We start from the raw sequence: 16,821 nt of genomic DNA on the forward strand, positions 1-16,821 counted from the left end.
AATCAATTCATATTTTTAGAATGAGTAACGAACGCCAAGCTGTGCCTGCCAAACGTTATCAATCGTTACACTTTTAACAAATGAATCTTTCAACAAAGTTGTCGTACCGTTCACCGTTTGGGTAGCCAGACGATACGTTGGTAAACCTGCAGCGCTTACACCTACCAGAGCCAATGGGTTAGCTGTTGTCGGAATCCAGCCTACACCCCATTTGTTGTTGAGCAGGTTACCCGCATTCAGGATGTCGGCCCGGAACTGGATGCTGTGTCTTGTTCCTTTAGCTCCCGTTTTGATGTAAAACTCCTGGATAGCCGAGAAATCAAAACGAGTCAACCAGGGAGCAAATCCACCATTCCGTTCTGCGTACTGACCACGACGGGTTTTCAGATAATCGTTACCATTGATGTACGCATCGAAAGCAGCCTGTTGCTGCTCCGGCGAATAGGTTACAGCGGATGCTCCAGTTCCTACCGGGAGTGCAGAGAACGTCAACTCGGAGGCTGTCTTCGGAACATAGATCAGGTCATTGATCTGACCGTCGCCGTTTAGGTCACTACCGTATGTGTACGATTGCTTATACCCGCTGGTAGACGTACCACCCAGGGTGAAGGTCGTAGACCCACCAAATTTACCACCGTAATTGATCCGGTAATTGATGTACCCGATAATCCGGTGACGCAGGTCATTATCGCCATACGACAGGGTCAGGTAATTCTGGCCGGCAACCGTGGGCGTATTACCAACAACCGTGCTACCAACCGACATCAGATCCCTCGACAGGCCATACGTGTAGGCCAACATGCCACCGAAACCATTGCTGGCTGGCTTCTCAAGTTTAGCCGTAAACGTATAGGAACTACCCTGGTTTGTATTTTTCAGTACAAACGCGTTTGTATTGGTTGAATTGATATAACGGGCTGCGTTGATAGCGGCATTGCCTGTTATACCCGATGCAGGAAACCGGCTCCGGGTATCAGGTCCGCTCAACTGACGGTCTGGTGCTTTCAAGTTGGCATCGATGTACCGTAAAGCTTGTAACGTCTTGTTGTAAATCACTTCTACCGTTCCTACCAAACCCCAGGGCAAACGCTGGTCAATCGCAATATTTGTCTTCCAAACAGTAGGATACTTCAGGTTAGGATCCGTTGCGTTGACGGCATAGCCCGACAAACTCTGAACGTCTGACGTAATTGGCGGCAATACACCTGCTGGCAATTTACTTGGATCCGTAACGAATGGAACGTTTGCATTCAGGATATTGAACACACCGGTGTTTACACCATTGTTACCCAACTGGTTCGATACCAATACTTCCGGAATACGTGACACGAACAGACCACTACCACCGCGAATCTGAGTCGTTCTATCCCCTTTTACGTCCCAGTTGAAACCAACACGGGGAGAAACCAGCAGACGAGCTTTTGGAAACGCACCGGTATTGAGTTTGTAATCAGCCCCATTCTCGTCTTTGTAAGTAAGGCTAGCTACTTTAGCGTTGTTAAACGCTTCGGCAGTCGAATTATCGTAGGCAAAAATATCGGCCCGAACACCAGCTGTCAGTTTAAAGGACGGGTTGATCTGGAACTCATCCTGCACATAAGCACTGTAGGTAGTCCGGTGCAGCGTCTGCAGTGGTTCAGCCCCACCGGGTACCAGCGAGTAACGCAGGTTATAGCGATTCAATGTAACAGGCGATGTTGTTGCTGTCGGGTTGCTTATAGATGCCAGCGCTGCCGCTTTGAAATCAGCGATTGAGTTGTATACGTATACGCCGTTGGAAGCCGGGAAGAATACGTTATTGGACGTGTACTTCTCATACGACAACCCAAATGTAAGCGTGTGCTTACCCGCAAAATAGCTGAAGTTATCGGTAACGTTCAGTGTCGAATAATTCAGCTTGTTGTTAGGCGTAAACGGATCGAAACCGATAGAGGTGTATGTCGTTCCATCTTTCAGAATATCAATGGTCGGAAACACACTGGTTAGATACGTCCGGTCTTCAATTTGTTTGTTGTAGGTAGCAACCAGTTTGTTGGCAAATTTACCGCCAAATGTAGAGTTCAATTCGGCTGCTATCGACCGGGTATTATCGGCAATCTGATAGCCTGTATTTTGCGGAGAAAGGGCCAGGTTACCAGCATAACCAGAAGAAGCATAACCTGTCCGGTTGCCATTACCAGCGGTGTTGCTGCTGCTACTGTTACTGATTGCCTGATCTGATTTAGAATCGTGGTGAGAATAACGTACCGACAGTTTGTGATTGTCGTTGATGTTATAGTCAAGCCGAATCAGGCCCTTCGTACTCTTAACTTGGTTGTTGAAGTTGTCAATCGCACCGAGGTCGCGATTGAAGTTCGTCTTCATGAACGAGCTCAAGTCTTCCAGATCAGCTGCTGTTACACGCGATACGTTACCAGCAGTTCCCGTCCCACGATCAGCCACAAAATCCAGCGCGGGTACGCTGCTTTTGAATTGCTCCACGTTTACAAAGAAGAACAACTTGTTCTTGATGATCGGCCCGCCTAGGCGAAAACCCGTTGTTTTTTTATCGATAGTAACTGGTGCCAGGTCTCTGCCATCCGCCTTTTTACCAGCCAAGCTGCTGTTCTGGAACAGATAATAGGCCGATCCCGAAAAATCGTTCGTTCCTGAACGCGTTACAGCGTTGATGCCCGCTCCCGAAAAACCGGTTTGCCGAACATCATAAGGCGCTACGTTCAGTTGAATCTCGTCCAGAGCATCCAATGAAACGGCCGTTGTACCTGTCCGGCCACCCGCTATTGCGGAACTGCCCAAACCGAAACCGTTATTGAATACGGCTCCGTCAATGGTGATGTTGTTGAAGCGGGGATCCTGACCACCGAATGACTGGCCATTACCATAGGCGTTATATTTGGTGATGTCGTTCAGTGTACGGCCAATCGTTGGAATCGTGTTGATCGTTGCCCGACCATACGATGTAGCTGCACCCGTACGGTTCGAACTGATAATGCCGTTCTGGTTGCCCGAAACGACTACTTCTGACAACTGGTTGCTGTTGTCAGCCATTTTAAAGCTCACATCCGACGATGTACCCAAGTTGGTAAAAACCCCATCAACCACCTGATCTTTGAAGCCAACAAACGTGGCGGTTACTTTGAACGGTCCACCTACCCGCACACCTGGCAGCGTATAGCGACCCGATGCGTTTGTGGTTGTACCATAACGGCTACCCGACGGCTCGTGAATAGCCACTACTGTTGCACCCGGTAGAGCTCCGCCTTTATCGTCGGTCACAAGACCATCGATGACAGCAGTCGTTACCTGAGCTTTGGCTACGCTTCCACCAAGCACAGCCAGGAGAATACTGCCGATCAGCATCAATGCCACTCGAAATTGCAGTAGTTTTTTAGACATAGAAGTGTTTTTTTAGTTAGTACGCGTTGAGATGTTACCCTCTCAATCAGGTTATTAATTTAAAGACAAATATGCTTTATTTTTTTGATCTCCGAAGTACGTCTTCTTAAAAAAGTACCAACATACGAAAGGATGTAGGCAAATATCCACAAATAAGTCTATTTAAGACTGGATACATTCAATATCTTAGCATTATCATATTGTTATGCCCACGCAACCACATAGATAGCTTTACGCGCTCAATAGAACCATTCATCGGCCGACGATGTACTTACAAGACTGGTTTTTGGCCTTACTCCCGTTTTTCTATCTTAGTTTTGTCCCGTTATGACGTCAACCGAAACGACTGCCTTTAAACTAACTCAGTATAGCCACGGAGCGGGCTGCGGCTGTAAAATTTCGCCCAAAATTCTGGATCGGATTCTTCATGGGAAAACGAGTGGCCCCAACGGCTCAACGCTTGCTTCGGAACGTTTACCGATCAACACCCGGTTGCTCGTAGGAAATGATTCCCGCGACGATGCAGCTGTAATGGATATGGGCAATGGAGACGCCATTATCAGTACGACCGATTTTTTTATGCCCATCGTCGATGATGCTTTCGACTTCGGACGGATAGCATCGGCCAATGCCATTAGCGATGTGTATGCCATGGGGGGCGAACCCATTATGGCCATTGCGATTTTGGGCTGGCCGCTGGATAAACTGCCACCCGAAGTAGCCGGACAGGTGATGGAAGGTGCTCGGGCCATTTGCCAGGAAGCCGGCATTCCACTGGCTGGTGGACATAGCATCGACTCACCCGAACCCATTTTTGGGCTGGCTGTTACGGGGAAGGTTCGGCTCGACCACTTAAAGCAGAACAATACCGCTACCGTGGGCTGTAAATTATACCTAACCAAACCGCTTGGCGTCGGTATTCTGACAACTGCCCAGAAGAAAGGAATTTTAAAGCCCGAACACGCCGACATTGCTCCCGCGCAAATGGCCAAGCTAAATAGCTTTGGTGCCGTTCTGGGCAAGTTGCCCTATATAAAATCGTTGACGGATGTAACAGGCTTTGGCTTGCTGGGGCACCTCACCGAAATGGCCGAAGGGTCTGGTCTAAGTGCCGTTCTGACCGTTGAAGACGTACCGAAGCTGCCCATTATCGAGGAGTATCTGGCTCAGAAAAGCTTCCCCGGCGGCACCGTTCGTAACTGGGAGAGTTATGGTCATAAAATCAGCGAACTAACCGAAATACAGAAATACATTCTCGCGGATCCACAAACATCAGGCGGATTGCTCATTGCTGTTGAACCGGATAGTACAATAGAATTTGAGCGGGTAGCCCGCGAAAATGGCTTTGACCTGCACGCGTTTGGCGAACTGGTAGAGCCACGGGAAAAGGTCGTATACGTAATTTAAAAAGCGAAAGAATGAAAGAGTGAATAAGCGAAAAAGTGGCACTTGGTGTGAGCGCTTATTCACTCTTTCATTCTTTCGCTCTTTAATTTGCTCTTTTACTCTTTAAATCAATGAAATTATTCTTCCGCCAAACGGGCGAAACCGGACCGGCCATTGTCATTCTTCATGGCCTTTTTGGCTCCTCAGACAACTGGCTAACCAACAGCAAAGCTATTGCCGCTAAAGGATACCGGGTTTTTCTTCTCGATCAACGCAATCATGGGCAGTCGCCCCGGGCTGACGACCAGGATTACCAGAACATGGCCGCCGACCTGAGGGAATTCCTGACCGATCACCGTATTGATAAGCCCATTCTGGTAGGCCACTCTATGGGCGGAAAAACCGTGATGCAGTATGCAATGGCCTATCCGGGCACGTTCGAGAAACTTGTCGTCGTAGATATTGCCCCCAAATTTTACCCGATTCATCATGCCGAAATCATACGTGGCTTGAAAGCAGTCAACCTGCTGGGCATCAAGGGGCGTAATGAAGCCGACGCTGTTTTACAAGCGTACGAACCGATACTGGCCGTACGGCAATTTTTGTTAAAGAACCTGTACCGCAACGAACAGGGCGTATTCGACTGGCGGATCAATATTCCGGTTATCGAACGGGAATTGCATGGCATTGGCGAACAGCTAACCAATCCCAGCATCGTAACGACGCCGACCTTATTTATTCGCGGCAGCGAATCGCCGTACATTACAGACGAAGACCTCCCGGAAATCAAGCGAATTTTCCCAAACGCCCAAGTCCAGACGATTCAGGGTGCAGGCCACTGGGTACAGGCTGAAAAGCCGGTTGAGTTTGTTGACGTACTGATGAATTTTATAACGAGCTAATGCCAACTTTATACCTTATACCTACCCTCCTCGCCGACGACACGGCCGATAAAGTGCTGCCCCCCTATATCCGGGAAGTGATTGAAAAAACGGATGCCTACTTTGTCGAGAATGCCCGATCGGGCCGACGCTTTATCAGCGGACTGAAAACAAGTCGTGTCATTGATGAAACGACGTTTTTCGACCTCGACAAAGATACGCCCCCGGCCGATACCCGCCGTCAGATTCAGGAGTTGATGGAACGGAAGCGGAACGCGGGCGTCCTATCCGAAGCGGGTTGCCCCGGCGTGGCAGACCCCGGCTCGGTGGTGGTCAGCATGGCCCATACTTTGGGCTGGCGGGTCGAGCCGCTGGTGGGGCCATCGTCTATTTTACTGGCTCTGATGGCTTCGGGCATGAGTGGCCAGTCGTTCGTCTTTCATGGCTACCTCCCCATCGAACGGCAGGACCGAGCGCGGGCACTGCGTTTTCTCGAAAAAGAAGCTCAGCAACGGCAGCAAACCCAGATTTTCATGGAAACACCTTATCGCAACGATGCCCTATTTGCCGACACACTGGCTAACTGCCAGGGTAATACGCGCCTGTGTGTTGCCTGCAACATAACTGCCCCCGATGCCTTCATCCGCACAATGACCATCCGCGAATGGAAAACACAAGTGCCGGATTTACGTAAAAAACCAACAGTGTTTCTACTTTTGTAAGGAGACTGTGGCTGGGCCGATATTTTCACGTACCGTTCGCAGCCATAATGTGTTACACTATAGGCAGTATGCGGCAACGGCCGCCCGATTGTTTTACGACATGATTCAAATTTTCGAGTTCTCGCCTTTTCAGGAAAACACGTACGTCATCGCCGACGATGCGACGGGCGAAGCCGTTATTATCGATCCGGGTTGTTACGAACAAGCGGAAAAAGAGGCATTGGGTCGGTTTATAGACACGAATAAGCTCGATGTCAAGTATGTCCTTTTAACCCACTCTCACCTTGACCATGTGTTTGGGGTGGCTTACGTAAAGCGTAAGTTCAACGTGAAGGCTTTTTTGCACGAACTCGACATGGTTATTTTTAATGACGTACCGACCCGTTGTGCGCTTTATGGGCTGAGAGGCTTCGAACCATCGACAATTGATGCGTTTCTGAAAGAAGGGGACCAATTTCGATTCGGCAACACGGTTCTGGATGTCGTCTTCGTACCAGGTCATGCACCGGGCCATGTTGCCTTTATCAATCATGCAGAGCGATACGTAATTGGCGGGGATGTTCTGTTCAAAGAAAGCGTAGGCCGTACAGATTTTCCGTATTCGAACCATGCCGATCTAATCAATAGTATTCGAACGGAATTATTCACTTTACCAGACGATTACACTGTTTATCCGGGTCATATGGAGCCAACCACCATCGGCACGGAAAAACAAACCAACCCTTATGTCAAATGATCGTGGGAGGATGAGTAAAGATCAACGATAAAGCATTCTCTATTCATTCACGTCATATATCATCTGACAGGTTATACGTCTCATTTACCATTCACTCTTGGCTTCACTACTCAAACACCTTCCTAATGCCATGACCTGCGGCAACTTGCTGTGTGGGTGTATCGGCATGGTCATGGCCCTTCGTGGTCATCTGGATACAGCTTCCTGGTTAATTGGCCTGGCCGCCATTCTTGATTTTGGCGATGGGTTTGTGGCCCGTATGGTAAAGGTGTCGGGACCATTTGGCAAAGAGCTGGATTCACTGGCCGACGTGGTTACGTTTGGTGCCTTACCCGCCACCATCGTTTTCCAGTTATGCTGGTTCCAGGAGTTAGGCGCCATCTCGTACGGGGCCTTTCTGATTGCCGTTCTGTCGGCTTTGCGGCTGGCCAATTTCAATATCGACACGCGCCAGTCCGAGTCCTTTATCGGGCTACCCGTTCCGGCCAATGCCATGCTCCTGGCTGCGTTTCCGCTTATGGAGCGTTACCAGCCACAGTACGATGGCATTTGGAAAAATGATATAGCGCTGGGCATGATGATTGCCTTCTCGTTCATGCTCGTCTCCGAATTGCCGCTTTTCGCGCTCAAATTCAAGTCATTCGGCTGGGCCGAAAACCGGGTTAAATTTAGTTTCCTGATCGCTTCCGCGCTGCTCCTGCTATTTCTGCACTTTGCCGCTATTCCATTAATTATTCTGCTCTATATTCTTGTTTCACTTTTTTCTAAAAAGTGAAAGAGCGAAAGAGTAGAAGAGTGAAAAGCTACCGGATGACTTCGCTCTTTCATTCGTTCACTTTTTTACTCCTTACAGTGAAATACATCGCTGAAATTGACATCATGACCCGATCAGAAATTCTGGTTCCTCAAGATAAAGCCGTTAAACTGGGCCTCTATAACCTGCATTTGTACACCATCGACAACGTCCGCATCGGTAAGCACATCCGTCTGAATGTTGATGCGACCTGCTGTTGGCGAACCTGATTATAGAATAGTATTCGTTTGAGCCCTATACGGCATAATAACTGTTCATTCTCTGCTAGAGTAGCCTACTTTCATCAGGTGCAAACTGAACCGCAAAAAGTGCTATTTTTGCAGACTATTTTACCCGTATTTAATGACTACCGTGTACTCCAGTATAAAAGGGTTAGGTTTTTACGTTCCTGACAACGTTGTTACGAACGACGATTTAACGCAATACATGGATACCTCCGACGCCTGGATTCAGGAACGGACGGGTATCAAACAACGACGCTATTTTACGTACGGTAAAGATACCAATGCCAGCATGGCAACGGCCGCGTCGCGCATGGCTCTCGACCGGGCCGGACTGGACGCTTCGTCGGTTGATCTTATCGTCTACGCGACCATAACACCTGACTATTACTTTCCAGGATCGGCCTTTCTTATGCAGCGTGAGTTAGGATTAGAGGGCATTGGCGTCATTGATATCCGAAATCAGTGCTCCGGCTTTGTCTATGCGCTGTCTATTGCCGACCAGTTCATCAAAACAGGGATGTACAAAACCATCCTGGTCGTTGGTTCAGAGATCCAGTCATCCTTGCTCAATAAGAGTAATGAAGGCCGGGGAGTGGCAGTCATTTTTGGCGACGGTGCTGGTGCAGCCGTCCTGCAAGCCACCACCGATCCGGAACACCGGGTTTTATCGACGCACCTCCACGCCGATGGCCGCTACGCCGAAGACCTGTACATCCGGGATCCGGGCAGTAGTCGAGAGGGGCAATGGCTTACAGAAGCCACGCTGGCAGAAGGCCATTACAACGTAACGATGAATGGTAACGCGGTTTTCAAACACGCGGTCGTCCGGTTCATGGAGGTGATCAACGAGAGTTTGGTGGCCAATGGCTATCAGCCCCATGACCTTTCTTTACTGGTACCGCACCAAGCCAATATCCGTATTTCGGGCTATGTGCAACAACAGATGAATCTGCCCGATGAGAAAGTATTCAACAACATTCAGAAGTACGGCAATACCACAGCGGCTTCCATTCCCATTGCTTTGACAGAAGCGTTTGAACAGGGACGCATAAAGCCCGGCGATCTGGTCTGCCTGGCGGCCTTCGGCAGCGGCTTTACCTGGGCCTCCGCATTAATTAAGTGGTAGTTTGGCAGTATGTTACAGGCGTATGACTTGTTGCTTTCGCCTTGGTCCATACATCTTGTAGCCTACTGCCAATCAATACGTGCCCACAGAGAGCATGACCAGTGTACAGGCTTCAATGGGTTCAATGCCTTCCGCCTTTAACTGACGCTCGAACTCCGGATTTTCGGAGCCGGGGTTAAAAATAACCCGCTTGGGCTTCAGACTTTTGATATAGTCATAAAGTGGCGGCTGGTTTTGAGGGCCAACATACATCGTTACCGTTTCGATGTCCTCGAAATGAGGCTGGTCGGTGTGAATAGGGTGACCTTCTATATGCCCTTCCTGGCGACCAATCAATTCAATAGCATGCCCATGACGAAGCAGGCTGTAGGCTGCCAGATTGGCGTAACGGCCCGCTTTTTCTGTGGCGCCAACGACTACTGTTTTCCTTACGTTTGTATCCATGTCCTTGTCGGGCACCAACTACCCGCTTATTGCTAGTCCATTCTTAACTAAATCAGAGCTTTGGCGGTTTCGAATCCGGTCAATATAATAGGGTCTGCCAGGCCAGGTAGTTGTGCAGATTGTGCGTCCAGAATCTTCAATTCACCGATTTAACCTAAAAATAAGGCAACCATTTGACGTTATTCTTGTTAAGAATCAATACTCGTGTAAACGACAAAAAACATCGGACAGTCAGAACAGTCTATTTGAAATCAAGCGATCATCAATTGGTTTGCTTTTCTTTGACTAGTCGATTTTATTTATCCGGTTTCTGCTTAGTACGATTAAGTCAGTAGCTACGCGTAAAATTTGCTTTGTTCATGAACGCCAAAGAGAGCCAAAGTTTCTGGAATGAGAAGTGGGTGGTTATTGTGTTTGAGGGGATCGAAAACCCACCTCATTATGAGGTCTCAAATTACGGTCGGTTGCGTAGTTTTCAGTCGGCATCAGCGACACGCCTGGGTACCGGTGCCGACCAGACCAACAGCAAATTCATTAAAGGCTCCGTCATTCAGGGCTACCGGTCGTTGAACATCCGTTCGGGAGGAAAAACGCTCAACCGCTATGTACACAAACTGGTGGCCGAACATTTTGTCAAGCGCGAGCAGCCAGACCAGACGTTCGTTATTCACCTCGATCATGACAAGCAGAACAACTATCACCATAATCTGCGCTGGGTGACGAAAGATGAAATGATTGAACACAATCGGAACAATCCCAGTCTCAAAAACCGCCAGTTGCCCCGCCAAACCCGCAACTACAAGCTTACGGAGAGCAAGGTCCGGATTATCAAGAAACTGTTGCTGAATGAAAAGAACCGGCTGAAAATGATCGCCAAACAGTTTGGCATTACGCATACACAACTTAACCGCATTCGGTCGGGCGAGAACTGGAAACACGTTAAAATAGACTAGCTTACTCTTGACGTCCGACGATTGTAATTGGCCTTTTGAAACGCTCAATAAGTAAAGGTCTCATCCCGTAAGGGACCTAGAACACCGGCTAACGGGAGGGTAACAAAAAAAGTTGTACCTACGTTGTCGGTTGTTTCAAACCAGATAGTGCCTCCCGCATGTTCGACACCCCGCTTGGCAATTGCCAGGCCCAGGCCCGATCCCCCCCGCTTGGTGCTGAAATTTGGTAAAAACACTTTACTTCTGATTGCTTCGGGGATGCCCGCCCCGTTATCGTGAATCTCAATTTGTACGGTGTCCGTGTTGGTGTACAGCTTGAGGTCGATCTCAGGTTTACGCCCCGGCGGCACCGATTGAATGGCATTAATGAGCAAATTCGTCAGGATTCGCCCAATCAGTTGCCGGTCACCCACAGCCATAATAGGCCCATTGTTTATTTCCCGTCGGAGCGAAATGCGTTTGTCATCGGCATACAGATCCGCGGTTTTGTTGAAAACGCCCGTTACTTCAAATGTTTCCTTTTTGGGCAAAGGCATTTTGGCAAATTCAGAAAAAGACGTGGCAATATCACTCAGATTATCAATCTGGTCGAGCAGGGAGTCGAACGTTCGCAAAATAATACGCCGGGCTGGGTCTGGCGCCCCCGACCCTTCCTTCGGATTGGGAAATGTTCGTTGCAGGTGCTGAAGTGTGAGCTTCATGGGTGTTAGCGGGTTTTTGATTTCGTGCGCTACCTGTTTGGCCATCTCCCGCCAAGCCGACTGTTTCTCAGTCTGGGCCAGTGCCTGCTTACTCTCTTCCAGCTTAACCAGCATTCGGTTATACTCCCGGATCAACAAACCAATCTCGTCGTCTGATTGCCAGTGAACAGGATCGTTTGGTCGCTCAAGGTTTGTTTTTCTAATTTTTTGCGTCAGCAGCCGCAGCGGCTCTGTCAGCACATGGGAGGCAAAATAGGAAAGGATCAGAAAGAACAGGAACAGCGCCGTGAAGATGCTCAATGCCGACGCAATCACCTCGATGATCTGCCGGTCGAGTTCGGGACGGGCATAGAAATAAGGGATACTCAACACGCCCAGCAGGCGCCCATCATACGACTTGATACCCGCATAGGCCGTTCTGTACTGTTTTGTGCCCAGGGACTCGTTTAACAGGCGCTCATTCTCTTTATCCTCGATGATATGAATGTAAGCCTCCGGATTGATGTACTTGGACAAATAACCACTCTCGTAAATAAGGGGCCGCGTGGACGTATACAATCGCCCTTGTGTGTCAAACAGGTTAATGTCGATATCGGCGTCGCGAGCTATTTTGCCCAATTCTTCTTCCATCGACGCCTTACTACGCTTTTGCGCGTGTAAATGCTCATCCAGATAGGTTAGGAAATTGGCGGCAATGTTGCGTGTATTGCTGATATACGTACTTTCCTGATTCGCTATATAATTTGAACTGATCACATTAGCGATGATCACAATGACGAACAACAGGGGCAGAAAAAAAGCAACATTCAACAGGATTTGGATTCGGGTCGAATAGTTAATGCTGAATTCAGAGAATCTGTAATTGATGGCGTAGCCCAGAATTACGACGATCACCGATAAAACCAGCAGGAGATAAAGGAATGAGAAATTGGAAAATATATTCCGGAAGGGATACTCAGCCGACGACACGACGACAATTCGGCCATCCTGTCCTCGCTGCGCAACATGCTGATACCCATTGCTGGACAAGCCATTTTCAAACAAAGCCGCGTTATCCAGTAAGGCCAGATCGAACTTTCGGTCATAGTTATAGCTACCGGTGGTGTAAAGTAGCCGGTGCTGTGATGGTTGCCCTAAGGAATGAACGCCAGCGGTCGAACCACTGAAAAAAGCATAACTATAGGCCTGTACATCGGGCGTTTGCGTAAATTTTGTATCGACCAGCAGTTCAGGATAAACGCTTTTGGGGCGCTCGTTTCGTAGGCGCAGGTCGAGCACAACATACCCCAGGGTGTCCTTGGCAACCGTCGATCTGGGCTGGTCGGCTAACGCGTCCCGCCCTGTCTGCCGGATGGGAATGAAACATAAATACTGTTTTACAAACTTATTCTTGACTTCGTTGACAAAGTAGATACCGGGGTACTCCGTCTGATAATCCGGCTGCCGATAGCGGCTTGTAAAAGAGGCTAATGAACCCGCATTCGGGCTAATATCGAGCGGACGCCCGTTGGCTCGAAACGAAAACACTTCAATATCGTATTTATCGAAATATTTGTCGAGGTGTAAACTTTTTACCCGCTGCTGAATACGTTCCCGTACCAGCAATGTATCGGTCTGCAATGCCCGGCCGATATCGGCATCACGCTGGATAGACTCCTGCGCCTTGCTCATCAGAAACTCACCAAACTCATCGTTTTCAGCCAGGAGCTGCATAGCAAACTCCTGTTCGTGGACCAGTTGTTTCTTAACCTCTTGGTTATAAACGACATAAGCCGTCATTACAGCGTACACAAAAGCCGCCAGAAAAAAGTAGATGGACGTTTTATAGCGAAAACCGTAGAGGGTTTTTGTAAATCCACTGACGAATATGAGCAGGAAATAAACGCCGTTGAGAAGAAATATAACCTTGATTGGCCACCCTATCCCCGGCCAAAGTCCGGCACTGATTAATGTACCTACCAGAAGGAGCAGCGTGCCCTGGCCAACATTTTTTCGATTGTACCGTAAAAATAGACTCGCCAGCAGATGCGTAATCAAAAAGTAGATGAACGCAATGGTAATGAAAACAAGTAAACAAACGATTTTCAGAAATGAGAACCGAATGTTCAGTGTAATGTCCAGCGTGAACTGCGACTTTTCGTAAATATTGTTAAGCTCGATATAGCAAAGGGTGAAGACCCCATAACTGGCAATGACGCAAGCGACCGACAGAAGTCGCTGCAGCCATACGGGCAAATGCAGCAGAAAAGCGTAGCTACGCATGCGGTAGTAATGGCGAACGCCGTAAAAGGCCAGTGCTACAACAACCAGTGCATTTAATAATAGATCGCCCAAAGAAGGGACAAATATCGACGATGCGTAGAACTTAGGATTGAACAGATCTGATTCAAAAAACAAAAACGGTACGCCAAAATAAAGCATTACCGCCCGCAGCAGCAGTAGATAGGCCGCCAGACACATAAATGCCAGTTCGTATTTCCGATTCTGATTCAACCGAACCATAAGCTGAACGACATAAAGGCCCAGAAAAATTACGGCCAACGTGCCTAGGATAACCGTATTGACAGGCGTACTATGGTTACGGTACGCATCGACTCTGGGGGGTACTACCGAGAAAAGAAAGGCCGATGAATTATCATAAATAGCCTGAAACGTATTTGATCGTTGGCTCGATAGGGCAATGGGATCGAGCGAAAACAAATTTGGATTGTAGCCCGATTGCAGGTAGATATTGTTACTATGGTAATAGCGGTAAATATTGATCAACGAGAAAACGTCCACCTCCCCTGCCCCGCTAGCGACTCGCCTATGACTAACGATATACCGTTCCTTGTCGAAATCAACCAGTTTAGGCGAGGTTACGTAAGCCAGCCGGGCAAAATCAGGAATAAACCGATGATCGGACCAGTAGACCATCTGTTTATTACGAAACACGAAATAAGGATACCTCGTCGCTATGTTTAAGTCAGCGAAAGTGGGGGTTTGTTTCCGTTTCAGCAGAGCCGCCACGCTATCCAGTTCGGTTGCACTGACCAGTAACTCTTCTTTTACCCGTTGTTGAACAGCGCTCACGTATTGCTCATCTGTGGCCCCTGGTGCATTCTGCTCTAGTACGAAGAAGCATACAATGGACAAGGCCGCAGCCAGAACGGCTAACAGCAAAAAAACATGTTCTTCAATGCGTTTCACAAAAGGTAGGTGTTGGCTTTGACCAGAATAGCCCTAAAATCATGCCAGATTTCGAAATTAGCTACGCCTAAGCTACTATCAAATGGATAAGGAGATACTTATTTTTACTGAATTCGTATAAATTACTACTAATCACCCTTTCTCTACGGTAAAACCACCTGGCTCATAACCAATTTCGGCCCCCAGCACATAGAGTAAATGTTTGCGATCAATAATGACCTGCACGCCTTCCACGTTATACACTTCGTCGGAGGGGCCTGGTAGGTCGAAGCCTAACAGCCAGGATGAGCCACAGCCGCCCCCCCGGACGCCGACCCGCAGTCCGTAGTCACCAGGAATTTTATTCGCCTGCAACGTGTCCAGAATTTGCTGACGCGCTTCGGGTTTGACAAGAACGGGATTATCGAGCATGTCGTGTGTGCGTAAACAGTTGTCTGTTATCGACAAAATAGTTGGTAAATGATAATAGGTTAACGTAAAATTACCTTTTTCCGCTAAACAATGTTACCCTTGTATGAACCTATTGAGTGATTTCCTAAAGTTGCTTGTGCCAGCTGGCTTAGTCTTGTACGGCATGTATCTGACCGTTAAACTGTTGCTGGAGCGGGAAGCCGACCGGCACAAATTCGACGTTAAAAATCGGTATACCGACACCGTTGTGCCCATACGTCTGCAGGCCTACGAACGAATGGTTTTGTTTCTTGAGCGGATTAGCCCGAATAATTTATTACTGCGGCTGAGCGGTAGTTCAACCACGGTGCTGGAGTTTCAGCAGCGATTATTACAGGAAATCAGAGATGAGTATAACCATAATCTGTCCCAGCAGGTATACATGAGTCAGGCCACCTGGGATCAGATTCAGGCCGCGATGAATGATGTGATGACCCTCGTCAATCAGGCCTCGGGCGACACGCGTCCCGATGCCCCGGCTCTTGAACTTTCCAAACGAATTTTCGAGCGGATTATCCAGAAAGACAAACAGCCCACGGCCGATGCCCTCAAAGCTGTTAAGGAAGAAATTCAGGTGATGTTTATGTGAGGAGGCCGTTTAGAATATCCCCGCCGATAAGGTGAGGGCCTTTTGAAACGCTTCCTGATTGATGGCGAGTTTGACTCCCTGCTGAGTCAGCGTCTGAATGACTTCTTCGGTCGGCAAATTACCGGTGAGGGTGTCAGCCGCCATCGGGCAACCCCCAAAACCGCGCAAGGCCCCATCTATACGACGAACGCCCGCCCGCACAGCCGCCTGCACTTTAGCCGGGCCTTCACCGGGCTTGGCGTGCAGATGAGCCCCAAATTCGACCTCCGGAAATTGTTGAATCAGGTACGTAAATAGGAATTCGATCGCTTCGGGTGTAGAGGACCCGACCGTATCGGATGGTGCCATAATCCGAACCCCCGCCTGAACTAACTGATCCGTAAATTCACCGACCAGATCAGGACTGTAGGCATCTCCATAAGGATTCCCAAAGCCCATGGACAAATAAACAACCAGCTCTTTTCCCTGCTGATTGCACAATGCCTGAATGGCCGCTACCTCCGTAAAAGCCTGGCCAATAGACTTGTTGGTATTCCGCTGCTGAAACGTCTCGGATACAGATAATGGAAAGCCGACATAATCGAGTTGATGGTAAGCCAGGGCTTGTTCCGCCCCCCGAACATTCGCTATAATGGCGAGTAGCTTTGTTTTTGTGCCGGATAAGTCTAACTCCGCCAGCACCTCAGCGGTGTCACGCATTTGCGGTATGGCTTTAGGCGATACGAAACTACCGAAATCTAAGGTATCGAATCCAACCTGTAACAGCGCGTTGAGGTACCGTATTTTAAGATCTGTCGGTACAAAATGGGCCAGTCCCTGCATGGCATCGCGCGGACATTCAATGAGCTTCATCGGCGTATCGGTTGACGGACAAGCACGGCCAGCATTCCCATAATAACAGCGCAAATGGCGAGTCCGCCCGCTTCACGAGCCATTTCAATGTTCATGCTCCGCATACCTGTTTCGCTGAACATGAAGCCTTCAAAAACAGGTGGCCATTGATAAATAGCGGCAACAACGTACATAACGGCCATTCCGACGAAAAACCACCATTTCCCCAGACCGGCGTAGGCCATAAAACAGGCAATGGCGGCCAGCCCGTAAATAGGCACCCAAATTTCCGGGTCAGGGTCATTGTACTGAACAGCAGCAAACAGAATAAATAACAGGCCAAAGATGATTGAAATCGTCTTTCTCATAAAGTAAACGG

The 16,821-nt window shown here is 48.6% G+C and carries 14 protein-coding genes and 1 pseudogene; 9 read left to right on the forward strand and 6 right to left on the reverse strand.

Annotated elements, in window-relative coordinates; translation table 11 throughout:
* Positions 1–15: 15 nt before the first annotated feature.
* Positions 16–3,396: a TonB-dependent receptor gene (locus ACYU8Y_RS20855; RefSeq protein ID WP_460940024.1), complete on the reverse strand. Its 3,381-nt coding sequence runs from the start codon at positions 3,394–3,396 to the stop codon at positions 16–18.
* Between the two features lie 327 nt (positions 3,397–3,723).
* On the opposite strand from ACYU8Y_RS20855, the gene selD reads away from it, so the two are divergent.
* The 7 genes and pseudogenes from selD to ACYU8Y_RS20890 all read left to right on the forward strand — a co-directional run bounded on the left by selD (position 3,724) and on the right by ACYU8Y_RS20890 (position 9,285).
* Positions 3,724–4,803 carry a selenide, water dikinase SelD gene (selD, locus tag ACYU8Y_RS20860; RefSeq protein ID WP_460940025.1) on the forward strand — a complete coding sequence of 360 codons (1,080 nt, stop codon included), beginning with the start codon at positions 3,724–3,726 and terminating at the stop codon, positions 4,801–4,803.
* Between the two features lie 110 nt (positions 4,804–4,913).
* Positions 4,914–5,684 (forward strand): alpha/beta fold hydrolase, encoded by a 771-nt coding sequence (locus ACYU8Y_RS20865; protein WP_460940026.1) that lies wholly within the window; start codon positions 4,914–4,916, stop codon positions 5,682–5,684.
* Positions 5,684–6,385, forward strand: a complete 702-nt coding sequence (locus ACYU8Y_RS20870) for an SAM-dependent methyltransferase (protein WP_460940027.1) — start codon at positions 5,684–5,686, stop codon at positions 6,383–6,385. The genes ACYU8Y_RS20865 and ACYU8Y_RS20870 overlap by 1 nt, the downstream gene beginning before the upstream one ends.
* A 100-nt stretch (positions 6,386–6,485) precedes the next feature.
* Positions 6,486–7,121 carry an MBL fold metallo-hydrolase gene (locus ACYU8Y_RS20875; protein ID WP_460940028.1) on the forward strand — a complete coding sequence of 212 codons (636 nt, stop codon included), beginning with the start codon at positions 6,486–6,488 and terminating at the stop codon, positions 7,119–7,121.
* 97 nt (positions 7,122–7,218) lie between these two features.
* On the forward strand, positions 7,219–7,896 hold the full coding sequence (gene pssA, locus ACYU8Y_RS20880) for a CDP-diacylglycerol--serine O-phosphatidyltransferase (RefSeq protein ID WP_460940029.1): 678 nt from the start codon (positions 7,219–7,221) through the stop codon (positions 7,894–7,896).
* A gap of 77 nt (positions 7,897–7,973) precedes the next feature.
* A pseudogene (locus tag ACYU8Y_RS20885) lies at positions 7,974–8,123 on the forward strand (phosphoribosylformylglycinamidine synthase subunit PurS); the annotation flags it as partial.
* Positions 8,124–8,277: 154 nt separating this feature from the next.
* Complete coding sequence (locus tag ACYU8Y_RS20890) at positions 8,278–9,285, forward strand: 3-oxoacyl-ACP synthase III family protein (protein WP_460940030.1); 1,008 nt, start codon at positions 8,278–8,280, stop codon at positions 9,283–9,285.
* Positions 9,286–9,357: 72 nt separating this feature from the next.
* Here the strand turns inward: ACYU8Y_RS20890 and ACYU8Y_RS20895 are convergent, their stop codons facing one another.
* Positions 9,358–9,729: a CoA-binding protein gene (locus tag ACYU8Y_RS20895; RefSeq protein ID WP_460940031.1), complete on the reverse strand. Its 372-nt coding sequence runs from the start codon at positions 9,727–9,729 to the stop codon at positions 9,358–9,360.
* A gap of 359 nt (positions 9,730–10,088) precedes the next feature.
* On the opposite strand from ACYU8Y_RS20895, the gene ACYU8Y_RS20900 reads away from it, so the two are divergent.
* Complete coding sequence (locus tag ACYU8Y_RS20900; protein WP_460940032.1) at positions 10,089–10,682, forward strand: HNH endonuclease; 594 nt, start codon at positions 10,089–10,091, stop codon at positions 10,680–10,682.
* Between the two features lie 44 nt (positions 10,683–10,726).
* Here ACYU8Y_RS20900 and ACYU8Y_RS20905 read toward each other — a convergent pair whose 3' ends face one another.
* A complete protein-coding gene (locus tag ACYU8Y_RS20905; protein ID WP_460940033.1) occupies positions 10,727–14,572 on the reverse strand; it encodes a sensor histidine kinase in 3,846 nt (1,281 codons plus the stop codon).
* A gap of 132 nt (positions 14,573–14,704) precedes the next feature.
* Entirely contained in the window at positions 14,705–14,983 is a 279-nt protein-coding gene (locus ACYU8Y_RS20910) for an iron-sulfur cluster assembly accessory protein (RefSeq protein ID WP_460940034.1), read from the reverse strand.
* Positions 14,984–15,086: 103 nt separating this feature from the next.
* Between ACYU8Y_RS20910 and ACYU8Y_RS20915 the strand changes: the two genes are divergently transcribed.
* Complete coding sequence (locus tag ACYU8Y_RS20915; RefSeq protein ID WP_460940035.1) at positions 15,087–15,611, forward strand: DUF7935 family protein; 525 nt, start codon at positions 15,087–15,089, stop codon at positions 15,609–15,611.
* A gap of 9 nt (positions 15,612–15,620) precedes the next feature.
* Here ACYU8Y_RS20915 and ACYU8Y_RS20920 read toward each other — a convergent pair whose 3' ends face one another.
* Together ACYU8Y_RS20920 and ACYU8Y_RS20925 are read right to left on the reverse strand one after the other, a co-directional pair.
* Complete coding sequence (locus ACYU8Y_RS20920) at positions 15,621–16,463, reverse strand: hydroxymethylglutaryl-CoA lyase (RefSeq protein ID WP_460940036.1); 843 nt, start codon at positions 16,461–16,463, stop codon at positions 15,621–15,623.
* Positions 16,460–16,810, reverse strand: a complete 351-nt coding sequence (locus tag ACYU8Y_RS20925; RefSeq protein WP_460940037.1) for a transmembrane 220 family protein — start codon at positions 16,808–16,810, stop codon at positions 16,460–16,462. The genes ACYU8Y_RS20920 and ACYU8Y_RS20925 overlap by 4 nt, the downstream gene beginning before the upstream one ends.
* Positions 16,811–16,821 lie beyond the last annotated feature (11 nt).

Source organism: Spirosoma humi (assembly GCF_054776575.1).